Below are 17,814 nucleotides of genomic sequence, written 5' to 3' on the forward strand. Positions count from 1 at the left end.
ACCAGGAATGATGCGCATGACGCGGCGCCGCGCCGCACCCTCCGCGCTTCTCGTGCTGCTGCTCGGCCTGACGCCGACGGTGGTGCCGGGCCCGGCCGCGGCCGCCGCGCCGGCGGCCCCCGCGCCGACGGTGACCGGCCTGACCACCGAACGGGCCATCGAGCCGATCGGGCTGGACGTGGAGAAGCCCCGCCTCGGCTGGCGCATCGAGGCCACCACCCGGGGCGTGCTCCAGGAGTCGTACCAGGTGCGCGTCGCCACCAGTCCGGACCGGCTGGGCGACGCGGACGTCTGGGACAGCGGCCGGGTCCGGTCGCGACAGAGCACCCTGGTCCCGTACGCGGGCCCGCAGCTGCGACCCCGCACCCGGTACGCCTGGCAGGTCCGCGTCTGGGACACCGCGGGCCGCGGTTCGGGGTGGAGCGCGCCGGCGTCCTGGGAGACCGGCGTACGGGGTGGTGACGGCTGGCAGGCCGACTGGGTCGGCATGCCGTCGCCCACCGAGTCCTGGGCCGACTACACGGTGCAGACGACGGTCCGGCTCGAACGCGACGCGGCGGGGATCTTCCTGCGGGCCCGTGGCGCGGGCAACGCGTACATGTGGCAGTTCTCCAGCACCGGCGGCAGCGCGAAACTGCGCCCGCACGTACGGGTCGACGGCGCCTGGACCCTGCTCAAGGAGGTGCCGCTCGGTGCGGTCGTACCGGCCGACAAGCTGACCGCGCCGCACATCCTGCGCATCACCGCGGCCGGCGACACCATCACCACCTGGGTCGACGGCACCCAGGTCGACGTCACCCGCAGCACCGCGCACCGGGCCGGGTCGGTGGGCCTGCGCACCAACGGGGTGGAGAGCGGGGTTTTCTCCGACTTCTCGGTGACCAGCGGCAGCGACACCCTCTACGCGGCCCCGCTCACCGACGGCGCGAACCCGTTCGGGGCGGGCACGGCCACCCCGGGCGGCCTGCGGGTCAGCGGCGACGCCGAGGCCATGCTCACCGCGCTGGACGCGAACCCGCTGCTGCGCCGGGGCTTCCGGGTCGACGGTACGGTCTCCCGGGCCCGGGTCTACGCCACCGCACTCGGTGTCTACCAGCTGTCACTCAACGGCCAGCGGGTCGGCGACCACGAGTTGGCACCCGGCTGGACGGACTTCGACAAGCGGGTGCAGTACCAGACGTACGACGTCACCCGCCAGCTCCGCGCGGGCGACAACGCGCTCGGCGCGCTGCTCGGCGACGGCTGGTACGCCGGCAGCATCGCCTGGTTCGGCACCGACAACTACGGCTCCCGGCCGCACCTCAGCGCGCAGCTGGTCATCGACTACACCGACGGGCGCAGCGAGACGATCGGCACCGACGGCTCGTGGCGCGCCACCGCCGGGCCCTTCCTGCAGAGCGACCTCATCCATGGTGAGACCTACGACGCGCGGCGACTGCCGGCCGGCTGGGACCGGCCCGGGTTCGACGACTCCGCCTGGTCGCCCGCCACCGTCGACGACGTCGACGCCACCGACCGGATCGTCGCCCAGGTCGACCCGCCGGTGCGGGTCACGCAGGAGCTGCCGGCCAAGGCGCTGACCCAGCCCACCCCCGGCACCTGGATCGTCGACCTCGGCCAGAACATGGTGGGCAAGGTCCGGCTGAAGGTCGACGGCCCGGCCGGCGCGACGGTCCGCGTCCGGCACGCCGAGGTGCTCAACCCGGACGGCACCGCGTACACCGCCAACCTGCGCACGGCCCGGGCCACCGACCACTACACGCTGCGCGGCGGCGGGGCCGAGGTCTACCAGCCCACGTTCACCTTCCACGGCTTCCGCTACGTCGAGCTGACCGGCTATCCGGGCACGCCCGATCTGTCCACCGTCACCGGCCTGGTCATGCACACCGACGGGGAGCTCACCAGCGAGTTCGAGACCTCCAACGCGATGGTCAACAAGCTGCACAGCAACATCACCTGGGGGCAGCGCGGCAACTTCCTGTCCATCCCGACCGACACCCCGGCCCGGGACGAGCGGCTCGGCTGGACCGGCGACATCAACGTCTTCGCCAACACCGCCACGTTCAACATGGACAGCCTGACGTTCCTCACCAAGTGGTTGCAGGACCTGCGGGACGCGCAGTCGGCCAACGGCGCCTACCCCGACGTCGCGCCCCGGGCCTGCTGCGGGGACGGCGCGACCGGATGGGCCGACGCCGGGATCACCGTGCCGTACGCCCTCTGGCAGCGCTACGGCGACACCCGGGTCGTCGAGGAGCACTACGCGTCGATGGTGCGGTACGCGTCCTGGCTGGAGAGCACCAGCTCGGGTCACCTGCGTACCAACGCCGGCCCGTACCTCGACTGGCTCAACCTCGACGATCCGACGCCCGCCGGCGTCGTCGGAACGGCCTACTACGCCTACAGCATCCGGCTGTTGGGCCAGTTGGCCGGCGCCATCGGCAAGGACGCCGACGCGGCCCGCTACGCGGCGCTGTCCAAGGACATCGCGCAGGCGTTCGTCGACGCGTACGTCTCCGCCGACGGCACGGTGCAGGGCGACAGCCAGACCGGGTACGTGCTGGCCATCGGCATGGGCCTGCTGCCCGACACGCTGCGGGCCAAGGCCGCCGACCGGCTGGTCGCCAACGTGCAACGGCACGACTGGCACCTCTCCACCGGCTTCCTCGGCACCCCGGACCTGCTGCCGGCGCTCAGTGAGACCGGGCATCTGGACGTCGCGTACCGGCTGCTGCTCAACGACACGTATCCGTCGTGGGGTTACGAGATCGCCAAGGGCGCGACCACGATCTGGGAGCGTTGGGACTCGATCAAACCCGACGGCAGCTTCGGCGACGTGGGGATGAACTCCTTCAACCACTACGCGTACGGCGCGGTGGGCGACTGGATGTACCGGACCGTGGCCGGCATCCAACCCGACGCCGGCAATCCCGGGTACGCGCACCTCACGTTCGCCCCGCAGCCGGGTGGAGACCTCACCTCGGCCAGGGCGTCGTACCGCTCGGCGTACGGGACGATCGGCAGCGACTGGGATCTCGACGCGCGCGGGGACATGCGGCTGCGGCTCACCGTGCCGGCGAACACCACCGCGACCGTACGCCTGCCGGCACCGGGGCGGAACGCGGTCACCGAGGGCGGCCGGCCGGCGGATCAGGCCGACGGCGTGCGGTTCGTCCGGATGGACGGCACGGTCGCCGTCTACGAGATCGGCTCCGGTTCGTACTCCTTCGCGATCGACCGGGTGCTCGGCGACCTGGGCGACGCCGGCGACACGGTGCGGGAGCTGGTGACGCTCACCGACCAGCTCGCCGGTGAGCTGGGCCGACCGGTGGCCGAGTACCTGCGCGGCCGGTTCAGCCGACTCGCCGCGGAGACGACGGCGGCGCGCACGGCGTACCTGGCGGGCAATTCCCGTTCCGCCGCCGGTGACGTGCACCGAGCCCTGGCGAGCGCCGCCGACACGGCCCGGTGGCTGCGCACCCAGGTCGCCGCGGGTCGCCTCGACCAGGCCCACGCGGACCGGTTCACCGTGCTGCTCACCCGGGTCGATCAGCGGCTCTCCGCGGCGTCGTCGACCCTGGTCGGCGCCGTGGTCAGACTCGACCTGCCGGTGGGGGAGCGGCTGCCCGGCGCGGTCGTACGCGCCACCGTCACGGTGACCAACGGCGGGCGGGACCCGCTGACCGGCGTGACCTCCGATCTGCGGGCACCCGACGGCTGGACGGTCACGCCGGTCGGCAGGCGGGCCGCCACGGTCGCACCGGGCGGCACCGTCAGCCACGGCTACGACCTGCGGATCCCCGCCGGTCAGGCGCCGGTGAGCGGGGCCATCGACGGCTCCGCCAGCTACCGCCACCGGGGTGGCGCCGCCACACTGCCCGTCGCGGGAACGGTCACCGTCGCGCCGGCGGTGCAGGTCGTGTCGGCGGTCCCGGTCCCGGCCGACGTCGCGCCGGGCGCCGCGACGACGGTCGGCACGGTGCTGCGCAACCGGGCCGCCGTGCGGGTGACGGGGCAGCTGACCGTCATCGCGCCGGACGGCTGGCGGGTGGCGCCGGCCACCGCCGGGTACGACCTCGCCCCCGGCGCGCAGACCACCGTGTCGACCGTCCTCACCGCGCCGGTGTCCGTGACGCAGGGGCCGGTGGAAATCACGGTGGCCACCGGCGACACGGCGGCCGAACGGCGTACGCTCGCGATCCCGGTCCGGTTCGACAATCCGCCGCCGGGCGCGTACGACCACGTCGACCTCGGCGATCCGGCCTCCGAGCAGGCCCACGGCCTCACCGCCTCGACCTACTCGGCCACCAGCACCGAGGCCGGCCTGACCCGCCGGTACACCGACACGACCCGCCCCGGTGGCTGGTTCGAGTTCGACCTCGCCGTCGAGCCCGGCGAGCCGTTCGTGTTGCGCTCGATCGAGACCTACGACGGGCCGCAGCTGAAGGACTACGAGGTGGTCGTGGACGGGGTGGTGGCGTACAGCCGCTCGTGGCGACGGACGGTGGGTGGAGCCGGCACGGTCAGCTACCAGTTCGTGGTCGACCTGCCGGACGCGACCCGCGACGGGGCGGTGCGGGTGCGCTTCCGGGACACGGGTGACGGCTATGACCCGTCGGTCGCCGACGTCTGGGCTACGCCGGTCCCGGCGGCCTGACGCACCCGCGCCGCTGTCGTCCTCCCGACGCCAGACCCGTTGCCTCTCGCCGTCCCCATGCCCGGGTTGGCCCAGACGCCCTTTGCTCTGCTTCAATCGGCGCAACACCGGCGGTGCCTTGTCGTTGCGCCCGTTGAAGCAGAGCAAAGGGCGGCCAGCTCGGCCACCCCGGTCAGCTCGGCCACCCCGGTCAGCTCGGCCACCCCGGCCACCCGGTCAGCTCGGTCAGCCCGGCCACCGGAGGCCGCCGCTCCAGCCACTGGTGCGGTTCGGGCGGTCAGCGCCGGGTGCGCCGGGGGTGGTCGCTGGAGCGGCGGACGACCAGCTCCGGCTGGAAGACCACGTGCCGGTGCCGGTGCGTGTCGCCGGGCTCGGCCTCCTCCAGCAGCAGCTGAGCCGCGGTGCGGCCGAGCTGGTCGCGGGGCTGGCGTACCGATGACAGCGGCACCGCCGCCGCGTCGGCGAACTCGATGTCGTCGTAGCCGACGATGGCCACGTCGGCCGGCACCCGCAGGCCGCGCGCGGTCAGCTCCTGCAGTACGCCGAGTGCGATCAGATCGTTGGCGCAGAAGACGGCGGTGGGGCGCTGCCGGGCCGGCAGCGTCAGCAACTCCTCGGCGGCGCGCCGGCCGGCGGCGACGGTCAGGCTGGTGGTCACCGCCACCCGGAGTTCGGCGCCGTTGCCGCGTTCCTCCAGGGCCGCTGCGGCACCGGCGTGCCGGTCGGCGACCTGGGCGAGGGAGAGCGGGCCGCCGAGGTAGGCGATGCGGTGGTGGCCCTGGTCCAGCAGGTGGTCCATGGCGAGCCGGCCGCCGAGGACGTCGTCGACCGCCACCGAGCAACGGTTCGCCCGGCCCGTGCCCCGGTCCACCAGCACCACCGGGATGCCCCGGTCGATGAGCTTGTCCAGGTTGGGCTGGGGGCCGTGGCCGACCGGGGTGATGAGGACGCCGCGGACCCGCTGTTCCTCCAGCAGCTCCAGGTGGCGGCGCTCGCGGGCGCTGTCCTCGCCGCTGTTGCAGACGACGAGCATGGCGCCGGCCTCCTCGACCACCTGTTCGGCGCCGCGCACGACGTCGGTGAAGAACGGGTTGGCCACGTCCAGGACGACGATGGCGACGGTGCGGCTGTGCCCGGCGCGTAGTTGGCGCGCGGAGTCGTTGCGGACGTAGCCGAGCGTGCTGATGGCGTCGAGCACCCGCTGTCGGGTGGCGGGGGCGACCGTGTCGGGCCGGTTGAGCACGTTGCTCACCGTGCCGAGGGAGACGCCGGCGTGCCGGGCGACCTCCTTGATGTTCGCCGTTGCCATGACTCCCTCGACGTTCCGTGCGGTGGTCGCGGCCCCGAGCCCGGCGCGGGTCGCGGTCGCGGTGATCCCCGGAAAGCCCGTCGCGGGGACGGCTGGACCGGGTAGTTCCGGCAGTGTATAGCGGCTAAAACGTTTCATCCAGCCGCCCGGCGGCCCCGCGCGTCGCGTCGCCGAACGACGGCACGGGTCGGATGGGGCCTGGAGCCCGCATCAGCAACAGGGAGGAAATCATGGCGAAACCCTTGACGCTCGCGAATGCCTCCCCCTACGGTCCATGCACGACTCATGAAACGATTCAGGAGGGATCGGATGACCGCCGACGCACCGGGCACGGACGGCGCTCCGCTGCTGGTACTCGACGGCGTGACGAAGTCCTTCGGGGCCGTCGTCGCGCTGCGTGGGGTGCACCTGGCGCTGCACGCCGGTGAGGCCCACGCCCTGGTCGGCGAGAACGGCGCGGGCAAGTCCACCCTGGTGAAGATCCTGGCCGGCGCGCATCCGCCGGACGCTGGCGAGATGACCCTGGACGGGCAACCGCTGCGGCTGCGCGGTCCCGCGGACGCCCGGGCCGCCGGCATCGCCGTCATCTACCAGGAGCCGACGCTCTTTCCGGATCTGTCCGTGGCGGAGAACATCTTCATGGGCCGGCAACCGCTTCGCGGCCTGCGCCGCATCGACAGCGCGGCGATGCACCGCGACGCCGAGCGGCTGTTCCAGCGGCTCGGGGTCCGGATCGACCCGACCCGCCCCGCCCGAGGGCTCTCCATCGCCGACCAGCAGCTCGTCGAGATCGCCAAGGCGATCTCCTTCGACGCCCGCGTCCTGGTCATGGACGAACCCACCGCCGCGCTCTCCGGTGTGGAGGTCGAGCGGCTCTTCGCGGTCGCCCGGTCGCTCTGCGAACGCGGCGCGGCGGTGCTGTTCATCTCGCACCGGTTCGACGAGGTGTTCGACCTCTGCCACCGCGTCACCGTGCTGCGCGACGGCGCCTGGGTCTCCAGCGACCGGGCCGCCGACCTCACCGTCGACGAGGTGGTGCGGCGCATGGTGGGCCGGGACGTCTCCTCGCTCTACCCCAAGCAGGCCGCCGAGCCGCGCGACACGCTTCTCGAGGTCCGTGGGCTGACCCGGGCCGGCGTCTTCACCGACGTGTCGTTCTCCGTCCGGGGTGGGGAGATCGTCGCGCTCGCCGGCCTGGTCGGCGCCGGCCGCAGCGAGGTCGCCCGCGCCGTCTTCGGCGTCGACCGCTACGACGCGGGCGAGGTGCTGGTGGCCGGGCGAGGTGTCCCGGCGGGCAGGCCGGGCCGGGCGATCGCCGCCGGCATGGCGCTGGTCCCCGAGGACCGGCGGCAGCAGGGCCTGGTCATGGAGCTGTCGGTGGAGCGCAACGCGACGCTGGCCCGCCGCCGGGCGCTGAGCCGCCTCGGCCTCCTGCTCGGCGGCGCGGAGCGCGCCGAGGCCCGCAGCTGGACGCGGCGGCTGCAGGTGAAGGCCGCCCGGCTCGGCGCCCCGGTGGCGACCCTCTCCGGCGGCAACCAGCAGAAGGTCGTGCTCGCCAAGTGGCTGGCCACCGAACCACGGATCCTGATCGTCGACGAGCCCACCCGTGGCATCGACGTCGGCACCAAGGCCGAGGTGCACCGGCTGCTCTCGGAGCTGGCCGGCGAGGGCCTGGCCATCCTCATGATCAGCAGCGAACTGCCCGAGGTGCTCGGCATGGCCGACCGGGTCCTGGTCATGCACGAGGGGCGACTGGTCCGTGAGCTGTCCCGGGCCGAGGCGGACGAGACCTCCATCATGTTCGCCGCCACCGGTCAAGGAGTGCCCGCATGAGCCGCACCGACGCCGCCGCGCCCGAGCAGGTCGCCGGGAACGCCCCGACCGACCGCGGTCGGCAGCGCCGCGGCCTCGCCGAGCGGCTGCTCGCCGTACGCGAGCTGAGCCTCCTGATCGCGCTCGGGCTGCTGATCCTGGTGACCACCGTGCGCAACGACCGGTTCCTGAGCGGCCAGAGCGTCAAGGACCTGCTGCTGGGCTGCGCGATCCTGGTGATCCTGGCGGTCGGGCAGACCCTGGTCATCGTCACCCGCAACGTCGACCTCTCCGTCAGCTCGATCCTCGGTCTGGTCGCCTTCGCCACCGGCTCGCTGTTCCTCTCCGCGCCCGGCACCCCGTGGCCGGTGGCGCTCGTCCTGGGTATCGCGCTGGGCGCGTTCTGCGGCGTGGTCAACGGCGGCCTGATCGCGGTGGCCCGGGTGCCCGCCCTGGTCATCACCCTGGGCACCCTCTACGCCTTCCGCGGCGTCGACTACTACTGGGCGTCCGGGCGGCAGATCAACGCCGCCGACATGCCCTCGTCGTTCCTGCAGCTGGGCAACCAGACCGTGCTCGGCGTACCCGTGCTGTTCCTCATCGCGTTGGTCGTCGTCGCCGTCGTCGGGTTCTACCTGCGCTCCTACCGCAGCGGCCGCGAGCTCTACGCGATCGGCTCGGAACCGGCCGCCGCGCGGCTCTCCGGCATCCCGGTGGGCCGGCGGGTGTTCGCCGTCTTCGTCGCCAACGGCGCGCTCGCCGGCCTCGCCGGCGTGCTGTACGCGGCCCGGTTCGGCACCCTCGACGCGGCCGCCGGCACCGGCCTGGAACTCCAGGTCGTCGCCGCCGCCGTGGTCGGCGGGGTGGCGATCTTCGGCGGCAGCGGCAGCGCCTACGGCGCGGCGCTCGGCGCCGTGCTGCTGACCACGATCGGCAGCTCGCTCGCCGTCCTGCGCATCGACCCGTTCTGGCAGCAGGCCGTGGTCGGCGCGCTCATCCTCGCCGCCATCGGGCTGGACCGGCTCCTGGCCCTGCGGGTGGCGGCCCGCCTCCGAGGGAGAAGCGCCCATGGCGCATGACAGCCTGTACGCCGCACCACCCACCGTCGAGGCCGAGCCCGGCGCGGGCCGACTCGCCACCCTGCGCGGGCTGTTCGGCTCCTGGGACGCGGTGATCGTCGGCGCCCTCGTGGTGGCAGTGCTGGTCGCCGGGTTGACCGTGGAGAACTTCGCCACCGGCCGCAACGCCCAGTTCCTGCTGCTCGACCTGGTGCCGCTGGCGTTCATCGCGCTGCCGATGACGCTGATCGTGATCACCGGCGAGATCGACCTGTCCGTGGCCAGCATGGTGGGCCTGTGCAGCACGTTGATGGGACAGCTCTGGCTCTCCAGTGGACTGTCGCTGGAGCTGATCTGCGTCCTCGTGGTGCTGCTCGGGGCGGCGCTCGGCGCGGTGAACGGTCTCTTCGTCACCGGTTTCGGCCTGCCGTCCCTGGCGGTCACCATCGGCACGCTCGCCCTCTACCGGGGGCTGTCCTTCGTCGTGCTCGGCGACCAGGCGGTCGCGGACTTCCCGGCCGACTGGACGGCCGCCGTGGTGCGGAACATCCCCGGCACGTCGATCCCGGTCGTGCTGGTGCCGCTGCTGCTGCTCGCCCTGGTCTTCGGGGTCGTGCTGCACGCCACCCCAGCCGGCCGGGCGCTCTACGCCATGGGCAACAACGACCAGGCCGCCACGTTCACCGGCGTCTCGGTGGCCCGGACGAAGTTCTGGCTCTTCGTGGTCTCCGGCGCCGTGTGCGGGCTGGTCGGCATCTTCTGGACCCTGCGGTACGCCAGCGCCCGCGGCGACAACGCCACCGGCCTGGAGCTGACCGTCGTCACCGCTGTGCTGCTCGGCGGGGTCTCGATCTTCGGCGGCCGGGGCGCCCTGCTCGGTGTGCTGGCCGGCGTCCTGCTCCTCGGCGTCCTGCGCAACGCGTTGCAGCTCGCCGACGTCGACGCCAACGCCCTGACGATCGTCACCGGCACCCTGCTCATCGCATCCGTGGTGCTGCCCAACGCCGTCGCGGACATCCGCGCCCGGCTGCACCGTCGACGACAGCGGCACTCCGTCGCTTCGTGAGGTCCCCCGCTCACCAACCACCCCCGGAAGGATGACGATGTCCGCATACCGCAGAGGCCTCCGTGTCGGGGCCACCAGCCTCGCCCTGGCCGCACTGCTGCTCAGCGCCGCAGCGTGCGGCGGCACCACCCGTGACAACTCCGGTAACGACGCCGGCGCCGGCAACCAGGCGAGCGGCGCCGCCAACCCCGACGCCGCCATCAAGGAAGGTCTCAAGATCGCCTTCCTGCCGAAGCAGCTGAACAACCCCTACTTCACCGTCTCGGACAACGGCGGCAAGGACGCGGTCACCGAGTTCAAGGGTGAGTTCAAGGAGGTCGGCCCGTCCGAGGCGAGCGCCTCGTCGCAGGTCAGCTACATCAACACCCTGTCCCAGCAGGGCATGGACGTGATCGTCACCTCGGCCAACGACCCGAACGCCATCTGCGGCGCGCTCAACCAGGCGAAGGCGGCCGGCGCGAAGATCGTCACCTTCGACTCCGACACCAAGCCGGAGTGCCGGCAGATCTTCGTCAACCAGGTCACCGCCGAAGGCATCGCGGAGAACCAGGTCAAGCTGATCTCGCAGCAGATCGGCGGCGAGGGCGAGATCGCGATCCTCTCCGCGACCGCCAACGCGACCAACCAGAACGCCTGGATCGCGCTGATGAAGGAGGAGCTGAAGAAGCCCGAGTACAGCAAGATCAAGCTGGTCACCGTGGCGTACGGCAACGACGACGACCAGAAGTCCTTCCAGGAGACCCAGGGTCTGCTCCAGTCGTACCCGAACCTCAAGGGCATCATCTCCCCGACCACCGTCGGCGTCGCGGCTGCCGGGCGCTACCTCAGCGGATCGCAGTACAAGGGCAAGGTCAAGCTGACCGGTCTGGGCACCCCCAACCAGATGCGCCAGTACGTCAAGGACGGCACCGTCGACGCGTTCGCCCTGTGGAGCCCGGCCGACCTCGGCTACCTCGCGGCGTACGCCGGCGCGGCGCTGGCCTCCGGCCAGATCACCGGCGCCGAGGGCGACAAGTTCAAGGCCGGCAAGCTCGGCGAGTTCACCGTCGGCAAGGAGGGGGTGGTCATCCTCGGCCCGCCCACCGTCTTCGACAAGAGCAACATCGACCAGTTCCAGTTCTGATCGCCCTCCCGGTCGGTGCGGCGTACACCGCGCCGCACCGACCGGGGGAGCCGACGGGAGAACCATGCCCCGCGTCTGCTTCACCCTCCAGGTAGACCCCGACCGACTGGACGAGTACCGCGCCCGCCATGCACGGGTCTGGCCGGAGATGCTCGCCGCCCTGGCCGAGAGCGGTTGGCACGACTACTCGCTCTTCCTCCGCGACGACGGCCTGCTCGTGGGCTACCTGGTCACCGACGACTTCGCGGCGGCCCAGGCCGCCATGCAGACCAGCGACGTCAACACCCGCTGGCAGGCGGAGATGGCGCCCTACTTCGTCGGCCTCGACCACGGCGCCGCCGACCGGGCCATCCGGCCGCTGGACGAGGTCTTCAACCTTGAGGCGCAGCTCAGCGCAGAGCGTGAGACGCGGCTCGCCGCACAGACGGGAGAAACCCCATGACGCAGTTCGACGCGCAGACCCTTGAGCGGGTCCGGTCAGCCCTGCGCGCGCAGCGCATCGAGACCCCGTCCTGGGCGTACGCCAACTCCGGCACCCGGTTCAAGGTGTTCCCCCAGGAGGGCGTGCCGCGCGACCCGTACGAGAAGATCGCCGACGCGGCGGTGGTGCACCGGCTCACCGGCGTCGCGCCGACGGTCGCCCTGCACATTCCGTGGGACCGCGTCGACGACTACGCCGACCTGGCCGCGTACGCGACCGACCAGGGAGTCAGCCTGGGCGCGATCAACGCCAACGTCTTCCAGGACAACGACTACAAGCTGGGCAGCGTCACCAACCCGGATCCGGGTGTACGACGCAAGGCGATCGACCACCTGCTCGAGTGCGTGGACATCATGGACCGCACCGGCTCCCGGGACCTGAAGCTCTGGTTCTCCGACGGGACGAACTATCCCGGCCAGGACGACCTTCGCGCCCGGCAGGACCGGCTGGCGACGGCGCTGCGGGAGACCTACGACCGGCTCGGTGACGGCCAACGGCTGCTGCTGGAGTACAAGCTGTTCGAGCCGGCCTTCTACGCCACGGACGTGCCGGACTGGGGCACCGCGTACGCGCACTGCCTGGAGTTGGGCCCGAAGGCGCAGGTGGTCATCGACACCGGGCACCACGCGCCGGGCACGAACATCGAGTTCATCGTGGCGTTCCTGCTGCGCGTCGGGAAGCTCGGCGCCTTCGACTTCAACTCCCGCTTCTACGCCGACGACGACCTGATGGTCGGCTCCGCGGACCCGTTCCAGCTGTTCCGGATCATGCATGAGATCGTCCGGGGCGACGCGTTGGCGCCGGAGGCCGGCATCGCCTTCATGCTCGACCAGTGCCACAACATCGAGCCGAAGATCCCGGCCATCATCCGTTCGGTGCTCAACGTGCAGGAGGCGACGGCGAAGGCGCTGCTCGTCGACCCGGACGCGCTGGCCGCCGCGCAGCGGACCGGCGACGTGCTCGCCGCCAACGCGGTGCTGATGGACGCGTACAACACCGACGTCCGGCCGCTGCTCGCCGAGCTGCGTACGGACCTGGGCCTGGACCCGGACCCGATGGCCGCGTACGCCCGCTCCGGCTACTTCGACAAGATCCGCGCCGAACGTGCCGACGGCCAGCAGGCCGGCTGGGGCGCCTGACCACCACCGAAGAACGCAGACTGGGGACGTGAGGACGATGCAACCCGAGGTTCAGGCGCTGATCGCGCGCAGCAACCGGCTCGGCGCCGACCCGACCACCACGAACTACGCCGGGGGCAACACCTCCGCCAAGGGCGCGGACACCGATCCGGTCACCGGTGGGCCCGTCGAACTGCTGTGGGTCAAGGGTTCGGGCGGCGATCTCGGCACCCTGACCCGGTCCGGTCTGGCCGCGCTGCGGCTGGACCGGCTCCGCGCTCTCGTCGACGTGTACCCCGGGATCGAGCGCGAGGACGAGATGGTCGGCGCGTTCGACTACTGCCTGCACGGCCGCGGCGGCGCCGCACCGTCCATCGACACGGCGATGCACGGCCTGGTCGACGCGGCGCACGTCGACCACCTGCACCCCGACGCGGGCATCGCGATCGCCGCCGCCGCCGACGGGCCCGAACTGACCAAGGAGATCTTCGGCGAGCGGGTGCTGTGGGTCCCCTGGCGGCGGCCCGGCTTCCAGCTCGGTCTGGACATCGCCGCCGTGGCGCGGGCCAACCCGCAGGCGATCGGCGTGATCCTCGGTGGGCACGGCATCACCGCGTGGGGCGCGACGAGCGACGAGTGCGAGCGCAACTCGTTGGAGATCATCCGCAGTGCGCAGGCCTTCCTCGACGAGCGGGGTCGGGCCGAGCCGCTCGGCCCGGTCATCGACGGCTACGAGCCGCTGCCGGCCGACGACCGTCGACGTCGGGCGGCGGCGCTGTTCCCGGTGCTGCGGGGCCTCGCGTCCACCGACCGGCCGCAGGTCGGCCACTTCACCGACAGCGACGTGGTGCTCGACTTCGTCGCCCGGGAGAAGCACCCCGCGCTCGCGGCCCTCGGCACCTCGTGCCCGGACCACTTCCTGCGTACCAAGGTCCGCCCGATGGTGCTCGACCTGCCACCCACCGCCCCGATCGAGGCCGTGATCGCCCGCCTCAAGGAACTGCACGCCTCCTACCGCGACGACTACCGCGCCTACTACGAGCGGCACTTCGGCCCGGACAGCCCTCCGATGCGCGGCGCCGACCCGGCCGTCGTCCTGGTGCCGGGTGTGGGCATGTTCAGCTTCGGGGCCAACAAGCAGACCGCCCGTGTCGCCGGGGAGTTCTACGTCAACGCCATCAACGTGATGCGCGGCGCGGAGTCCGTCTCGCGGTACGCGCCGATCAACGAGGCCGAGAAGTTCCGGATCGAGTACTGGGCCCTGGAGGAGGCGAAGCTCCAGCGCATGCCGAAGCCGAAGGCTCTCGCCACTCGGATCGCGTTCGTCACCGGCGGTGGCTCCGGCATCGGCCGGGCGATCGCCCACCGGCTCGCCGTGGAGGGCGCCTGCGTCGTCGTCGCCGACCGTGACGCGGAGGCGGCCGCCGCCGTCGCCGCGGAGATCGGCACCACCGACGTGGCGGTCGCCGTCGCCGCCGACGTCAGTGACGGCGACGCGGTCGCCGGCGCCCTGCGCGACGCGGTGCTCGCCTTCGGCGGGGTGGACCTGGTGGTGAACAACGCCGGGCTGTCGCTGTCCAAGTCGCTGCTGGAGACGACCGAGGCGGACTGGGACATCCAGCACGACGTGATGGCCAAGGGCTCCTTCCTCGTCTCCCGCGAGGCCGCGCGGGTGCTGCTGGCACAGGGGATGGGCGGGGACATCGTCTACATCTCCAGCAAGAACTCCCTGTTCGCCGGCCCGAACAACGTGGCCTACGGCGCGGCCAAGGCCGACCAGGCGCACCAGGTCCGGCTGCTCGCCGCGGAGCTGGGCGGCCACGGCATCCGGGTCAACGGCGTCAACCCGGACGGCGTGGTCCGCGGTTCCGGCATCTTCGCCGGCGGCTGGGGCGCCAAGCGGGCCGCCGTCTACGGCGTGCCGGAGGAGAAGCTCGGCGAGTTCTACGCCCAGCGCACGCTGCTCAAGCGTGAGGTGCTGCCCGAGCACGTCGCCAACGCCGTCTTCGTGCTCACCGGCGGAGACCTGTCCCACACGACGGGTCTGCACGTGCCCGTGGACGCCGGCGTCGCCGCGGCCTTTCTCCGGTGATCCGCGGCGGTGCCGGGTGAGGACGACGATTCCCGTGGAGAATCCCGTGCTCGACGAGGCGGACCTGCGGCTGCTGCGGCTGCTCGCCACGGGCCTGCCGCTCGAGACGGTGGCCCGCCGGTCGGGCCTGTCCGAGCGGACCGTGCGGCGGCGGATCCGCGCCATCTGCGACCGCCTCGGCGTGACCGCCCCGATCCAGGCGGTCGTGTGGGCAGTCCGGCGGGGGATGCTGTGAGCCGCGTCCAGCTCGCCGCCGTGGACCTGGGCGCGTCCAGCGGCCGGGTCATGCTCGGACAGGTCGGACCGGGCCGCCTGGACCTGACCGAGGTGCACCGGTTCGCCAACGAACCCGTGCGCGTCGGGAACACCCTGCACTGGGACATCCTCGCCCTCTGGCGGGGCGTCCTCGACGGCCTGCGGGCCGCCGGGCCGGTGACCAGCATCGGCGTCGACTCATGGGCGGTCGACTACGGGCTGGTCGACGCCTCCGGGACGCTGCTCGGCAACCCGGTGCACTACCGGGACGGCCGCACCGACGGGGTCGCCGAGCGGGTCGCCAAACAGCTGGGCGAGGAGCGGCTCTACACGACCACGGGCCTGCAGCAGCTGCCGTTCAACACGCTCTACCAGCTCGCCGCGGCCGCCGGCACGCCGCAGCTGGACGTCGCCCACCGGCTGCTGCTGATCCCGGACCTCATCGCGTACTGGCTCACCGGCCAGCTCGGCGCCGAGCTCACCAACGCCTCCACGACCCAGCTGTACGACCTACGGCGGCGGGCCTGGGCCACCGGCCTGATGGCAGACGCGGGCATCCGCAGCGAGCTGTTCCCGCCGCTGCGCGAGCCGGGCACCCGGATCGGCCCGGTCCGGCCCGACCTGGCCCTGCCGGGCTCACCGCAGGTGGTGGCCGTCGGCTCGCACGACACGGCATCGGCGGTGGTGGGCGTGCCGGCGGCGGGGCACCACTTCGCCTACATCTCGTGCGGAACCTGGTCTCTCGTGGGCGTCGAACTCGACGCCCCGGTACTCAGCGAGGCGAGCCGCCGGGCCAACTTCACCAACGAGTCTGGCGTCGACGGCACGTTCCGATACCTGCGCAACGTGATGGGCCTGTGGCTGCTGCAGGAAGCGCTGCGCGCCTGGGGCGGCGGTGACCTGACCGACCTGCTGCGCCGGGCGGCCCGTGAACCGGCCTTCCGCTCCGTCGTGGACCCGGACGACCCGGCGTTCCTGCCGCCCGGCGACATGCCCACGCGTATCGCCGACGCCTGCCGGCGCGCCGGCGAGCCGGTGCCCGCAGGCCCAGCGGCTACCGTCCGCTGCATCATGGACAGCCTCGCGCTGGCGCACCGGCGGGCCGTCCGACAGGCCCAGCAGCTCTCCGGCCGGCACGTCGACGCCGTGCACATCGTCGGCGGCGGCGCCCGCAACGAACTGCTGTGCCAGCTCACCGCCGACGCCTGCGGACTGCCGGTGCTCGCCGGTCCCGTCGAGGCCACCGCGCTGGGCAACATCCTGGTACAGGCCCGCGCCGCCGGTGTGATCAACGGTGACCTGGCTGCCCTGCGGACCGTTCTGCGCGAAACTGAGCAGATCGTGAGGTACGAGCCGTGCGGTGACGAGGTGGCCTGGCGGGCCGCCGAGGACCGGATGGGTGGTTGAAGATGCGCGTCGCGCTGTTCGTCACCTGCCTTGCCGACACGCTCTTTCCCGAGGCGGCGAAGGCGATCGTACGGCTGTTGGAGCGCCTCGGCCACGAGGTGGTGTTCCCCGCCGACCAGACCTGCTGCGGGCAGATGCACGTGAACACCGGCTACCCGGACGAGGCGGTGCGGCTGGTACGCCGGCACGTGCGCGTCTTCGCCCCGTACGACGTGGTGGCCCCGTCCGGCTCATGCGTCGGGTCGGTGCGGCACCAGCGTGGTGCAGGATCTTCCATACGGTGCTGGCCGCGATCTGGTAGCCCAGACGAGCCAGCTCGCCCTGCACGCGGCGGTGGCCCAAGGTCGGATTCTCAGCTGCCGGGCGCAGCACCAACTCACGAAGACCCTTACCGACCGGTGGCCGGCCGGGTCGCGTGTTCGAATAGGTCCAATGTCGGGCGATCAACTGCCGGTGCCAGCGCAGCAGGGTCGCGGGGGTGACGAAGAACGCCGTCCAGCGTTGCCGGGGCAGCAGCCGCGACAGCGCCGCCAACACCACCTGGTCAGCGGGCTGCAGGTCGGGGCGGTGCACCTGCCGGCGCAGCACGGCCACCTGATGCCGTAGCACCAGCAGCTCGACGTCCTTTGCGCCACCGTCCCGGCGAGCTGTGTCAACATCGGCAGAATCTGACGCAGGAGCAGGTACACCAGCGACGCACTCATGGTCCGGACTTTCGTCGACGTCGCTTGGTGGACCTCGTACAAAACCGCACGTCACAGCCTACGGACCAGATTTACGAGCCCCACACGTCGAGGTTGAACACAGGCTCGTCCTCGAACGGGGCACTGGATCATGAAGTTGGAAAAGGCTCAATGCTTAACCGAGTATTCGAGCCCTTCACGCCTGGCGACTCGGCGCGTGTGACCGGATCCGGCCACTCGCCACGTCTTCACCGGCATGATCCCGGCACGTAACATGCATGAAACGATTCAGGCCGATGCAAGAGGTCACCGGAGGAGGCGCCGCGCCACGGGGTAGCCATCCGTACCACCTGCCCACAGCGATCGCGGTTGTCACGGCCGCCCACCGGGTGAACGGCGGGCTCGCCGACTGGGCCGCCGTCGACTTGCGTACCAGCGGACTTCTCACGGAATGGCCGGCTACTACACCATGGCCGACAAGCTGGCCGGGCTCGCGGAGGCGTTGGGCAAGCATGAGGATGCGGCCGAGTTGCGAGAGTTCGCTGATGCCAGCAGGGATGCGTTGAACGCACGGTTCTTCAACCCGACCCTGCACCGCTACACCAACGGTGGGGGCAGCCGAGCAACGCCCACCCACTGACCGGCTCCTAACAGGACCCAAGAATGAATCCATTCAACTCAGTTCAACCACAATCCGAGCCGGTGGGAGATCGACCCTGCAGCTCCGTGCGGCGAACTTCCAGCCGTCTCAAG

The 17,814-nt window shown here is 71.9% G+C and carries 12 protein-coding genes and 1 pseudogene; 12 read left to right on the plus strand and 1 reads right to left on the minus strand.

Annotated features, from left to right (window positions below; all coding sequences use genetic code 11):
* The first annotated feature begins 16 nt into the window (after positions 1-16).
* Positions 17-4,657 carry a family 78 glycoside hydrolase catalytic domain gene (locus ABZU69_RS28685; RefSeq protein ID WP_354967423.1) on the plus strand — a complete coding sequence of 1,547 codons (4,641 nt, stop codon included), beginning with the start codon at positions 17-19 and terminating at the stop codon, positions 4,655-4,657.
* A 277-nt stretch (positions 4,658-4,934) separates the two neighbouring features.
* Here ABZU69_RS28685 and ABZU69_RS28690 read toward each other — a convergent pair whose 3' ends face one another.
* Entirely contained in the window at positions 4,935-5,966 is a 1,032-nt protein-coding gene (locus ABZU69_RS28690; protein WP_354967424.1) for a LacI family DNA-binding transcriptional regulator, read from the minus strand.
* A gap of 309 nt (positions 5,967-6,275) precedes the next feature.
* On the opposite strand from ABZU69_RS28690, the gene ABZU69_RS28695 reads away from it, so the two are divergent.
* The 11 genes and pseudogenes from ABZU69_RS28695 to ABZU69_RS28745 all read left to right on the plus strand — a co-directional run bounded on the left by ABZU69_RS28695 (position 6,276) and on the right by ABZU69_RS28745 (position 17,701).
* A complete protein-coding gene (locus ABZU69_RS28695) occupies positions 6,276-7,799 on the plus strand; it encodes a sugar ABC transporter ATP-binding protein (RefSeq protein ID WP_354967425.1) in 1,524 nt (507 codons plus the stop codon).
* The gene (locus ABZU69_RS28700; RefSeq protein WP_354967426.1) at positions 7,796-8,857 is read left to right on the plus strand and encodes an ABC transporter permease; all 1,062 of its coding nucleotides are present in this window, start codon (positions 7,796-7,798) and stop codon (positions 8,855-8,857) included. Before ABZU69_RS28695 ends, ABZU69_RS28700 begins: the two co-directional genes overlap by 4 nt.
* Positions 8,847-9,902, plus strand: coding sequence for an ABC transporter permease (locus ABZU69_RS28705; protein WP_354967427.1), 1,056 nt, complete (start codon positions 8,847-8,849; stop codon positions 9,900-9,902). The genes ABZU69_RS28700 and ABZU69_RS28705 overlap by 11 nt, the downstream gene beginning before the upstream one ends.
* A gap of 37 nt (positions 9,903-9,939) precedes the next feature.
* Complete coding sequence (rhaS, locus tag ABZU69_RS28710; RefSeq protein ID WP_354967428.1) at positions 9,940-11,025, plus strand: rhamnose ABC transporter substrate-binding protein; 1,086 nt, start codon at positions 9,940-9,942, stop codon at positions 11,023-11,025.
* 64 nt (positions 11,026-11,089) lie between these two features.
* Positions 11,090-11,467 carry an L-rhamnose mutarotase gene (locus tag ABZU69_RS28715; protein ID WP_354967429.1) on the plus strand — a complete coding sequence of 126 codons (378 nt, stop codon included), beginning with the start codon at positions 11,090-11,092 and terminating at the stop codon, positions 11,465-11,467.
* Positions 11,464-12,645 carry an L-rhamnose isomerase gene (gene rhaI / locus ABZU69_RS28720; protein WP_354967430.1) on the plus strand — a complete coding sequence of 394 codons (1,182 nt, stop codon included), beginning with the start codon at positions 11,464-11,466 and terminating at the stop codon, positions 12,643-12,645. The genes ABZU69_RS28715 and rhaI overlap by 4 nt, the downstream gene beginning before the upstream one ends.
* 37 nt (positions 12,646-12,682) lie before the next feature.
* Positions 12,683-14,716, plus strand: coding sequence for a bifunctional aldolase/short-chain dehydrogenase (locus ABZU69_RS28725; RefSeq protein ID WP_354967478.1), 2,034 nt, complete (start codon positions 12,683-12,685; stop codon positions 14,714-14,716).
* A 34-nt stretch (positions 14,717-14,750) separates the two neighbouring features.
* Positions 14,751-14,951: a LuxR C-terminal-related transcriptional regulator gene (locus tag ABZU69_RS28730; protein ID WP_354967431.1), complete on the plus strand. Its 201-nt coding sequence runs from the start codon at positions 14,751-14,753 to the stop codon at positions 14,949-14,951.
* Positions 14,948-16,378, plus strand: a complete 1,431-nt coding sequence (locus ABZU69_RS28735) for a rhamnulokinase family protein (RefSeq protein ID WP_354967432.1) — start codon at positions 14,948-14,950, stop codon at positions 16,376-16,378. Before ABZU69_RS28730 ends, ABZU69_RS28735 begins: the two co-directional genes overlap by 4 nt.
* A 2-nt stretch (positions 16,379-16,380) precedes the next feature.
* Positions 16,381-16,635 (plus strand): annotated as a pseudogene (locus ABZU69_RS28740) ((Fe-S)-binding protein); the annotation flags it as partial.
* An 877-nt stretch (positions 16,636-17,512) separates the two neighbouring features.
* On the plus strand, positions 17,513-17,701 hold the full coding sequence (locus tag ABZU69_RS28745; RefSeq protein ID WP_354967433.1) for a hypothetical protein: 189 nt from the start codon (positions 17,513-17,515) through the stop codon (positions 17,699-17,701).
* Positions 17,702-17,814: the final 113 nt, after the last annotated feature.

This window comes from Micromonospora sp. NPDC005206 (assembly GCF_040608175.1).
In the GTDB taxonomy this organism is placed as follows: Bacteria; Actinomycetota; Actinomycetes; order Mycobacteriales; family Micromonosporaceae; genus Micromonospora.

Bases quoted from the DNA above. Each gene is read 5' to 3' on its own strand.
- ABZU69_RS28725 (WP_354967478.1), top strand. From the start codon at position 12,683: ATGCAACCCGAGGTTCAGGCGCTGATCGCGCGCAGCAACCGGCTCGGC.
- ABZU69_RS28700 (WP_354967426.1), top strand. From the start codon at position 7,796: ATGAGCCGCACCGACGCCGCCGCGCCCGAGCAGGTCGCCGGGAACGCC.
- ABZU69_RS28715 (WP_354967429.1), top strand. From the start codon at position 11,090: ATGCCCCGCGTCTGCTTCACCCTCCAGGTAGACCCCGACCGACTGGAC.
- ABZU69_RS28685 (WP_354967423.1), top strand. From the start codon at position 17: ATGACGCGGCGCCGCGCCGCACCCTCCGCGCTTCTCGTGCTGCTGCTC.
- ABZU69_RS28690 (WP_354967424.1), bottom strand. From the start codon at position 5,966: ATGGCAACGGCGAACATCAAGGAGGTCGCCCGGCACGCCGGCGTCTCC.
- ABZU69_RS28705 (WP_354967427.1), top strand. From the start codon at position 8,847: ATGGCGCATGACAGCCTGTACGCCGCACCACCCACCGTCGAGGCCGAG.
- ABZU69_RS28695 (WP_354967425.1), top strand. From the start codon at position 6,276: ATGACCGCCGACGCACCGGGCACGGACGGCGCTCCGCTGCTGGTACTC.
- rhaI (WP_354967430.1), top strand. From the start codon at position 11,464: ATGACGCAGTTCGACGCGCAGACCCTTGAGCGGGTCCGGTCAGCCCTG.
- rhaS (WP_354967428.1), top strand. From the start codon at position 9,940: ATGTCCGCATACCGCAGAGGCCTCCGTGTCGGGGCCACCAGCCTCGCC.
- ABZU69_RS28745 (WP_354967433.1), top strand. From the start codon at position 17,513: ATGGCCGGCTACTACACCATGGCCGACAAGCTGGCCGGGCTCGCGGAG.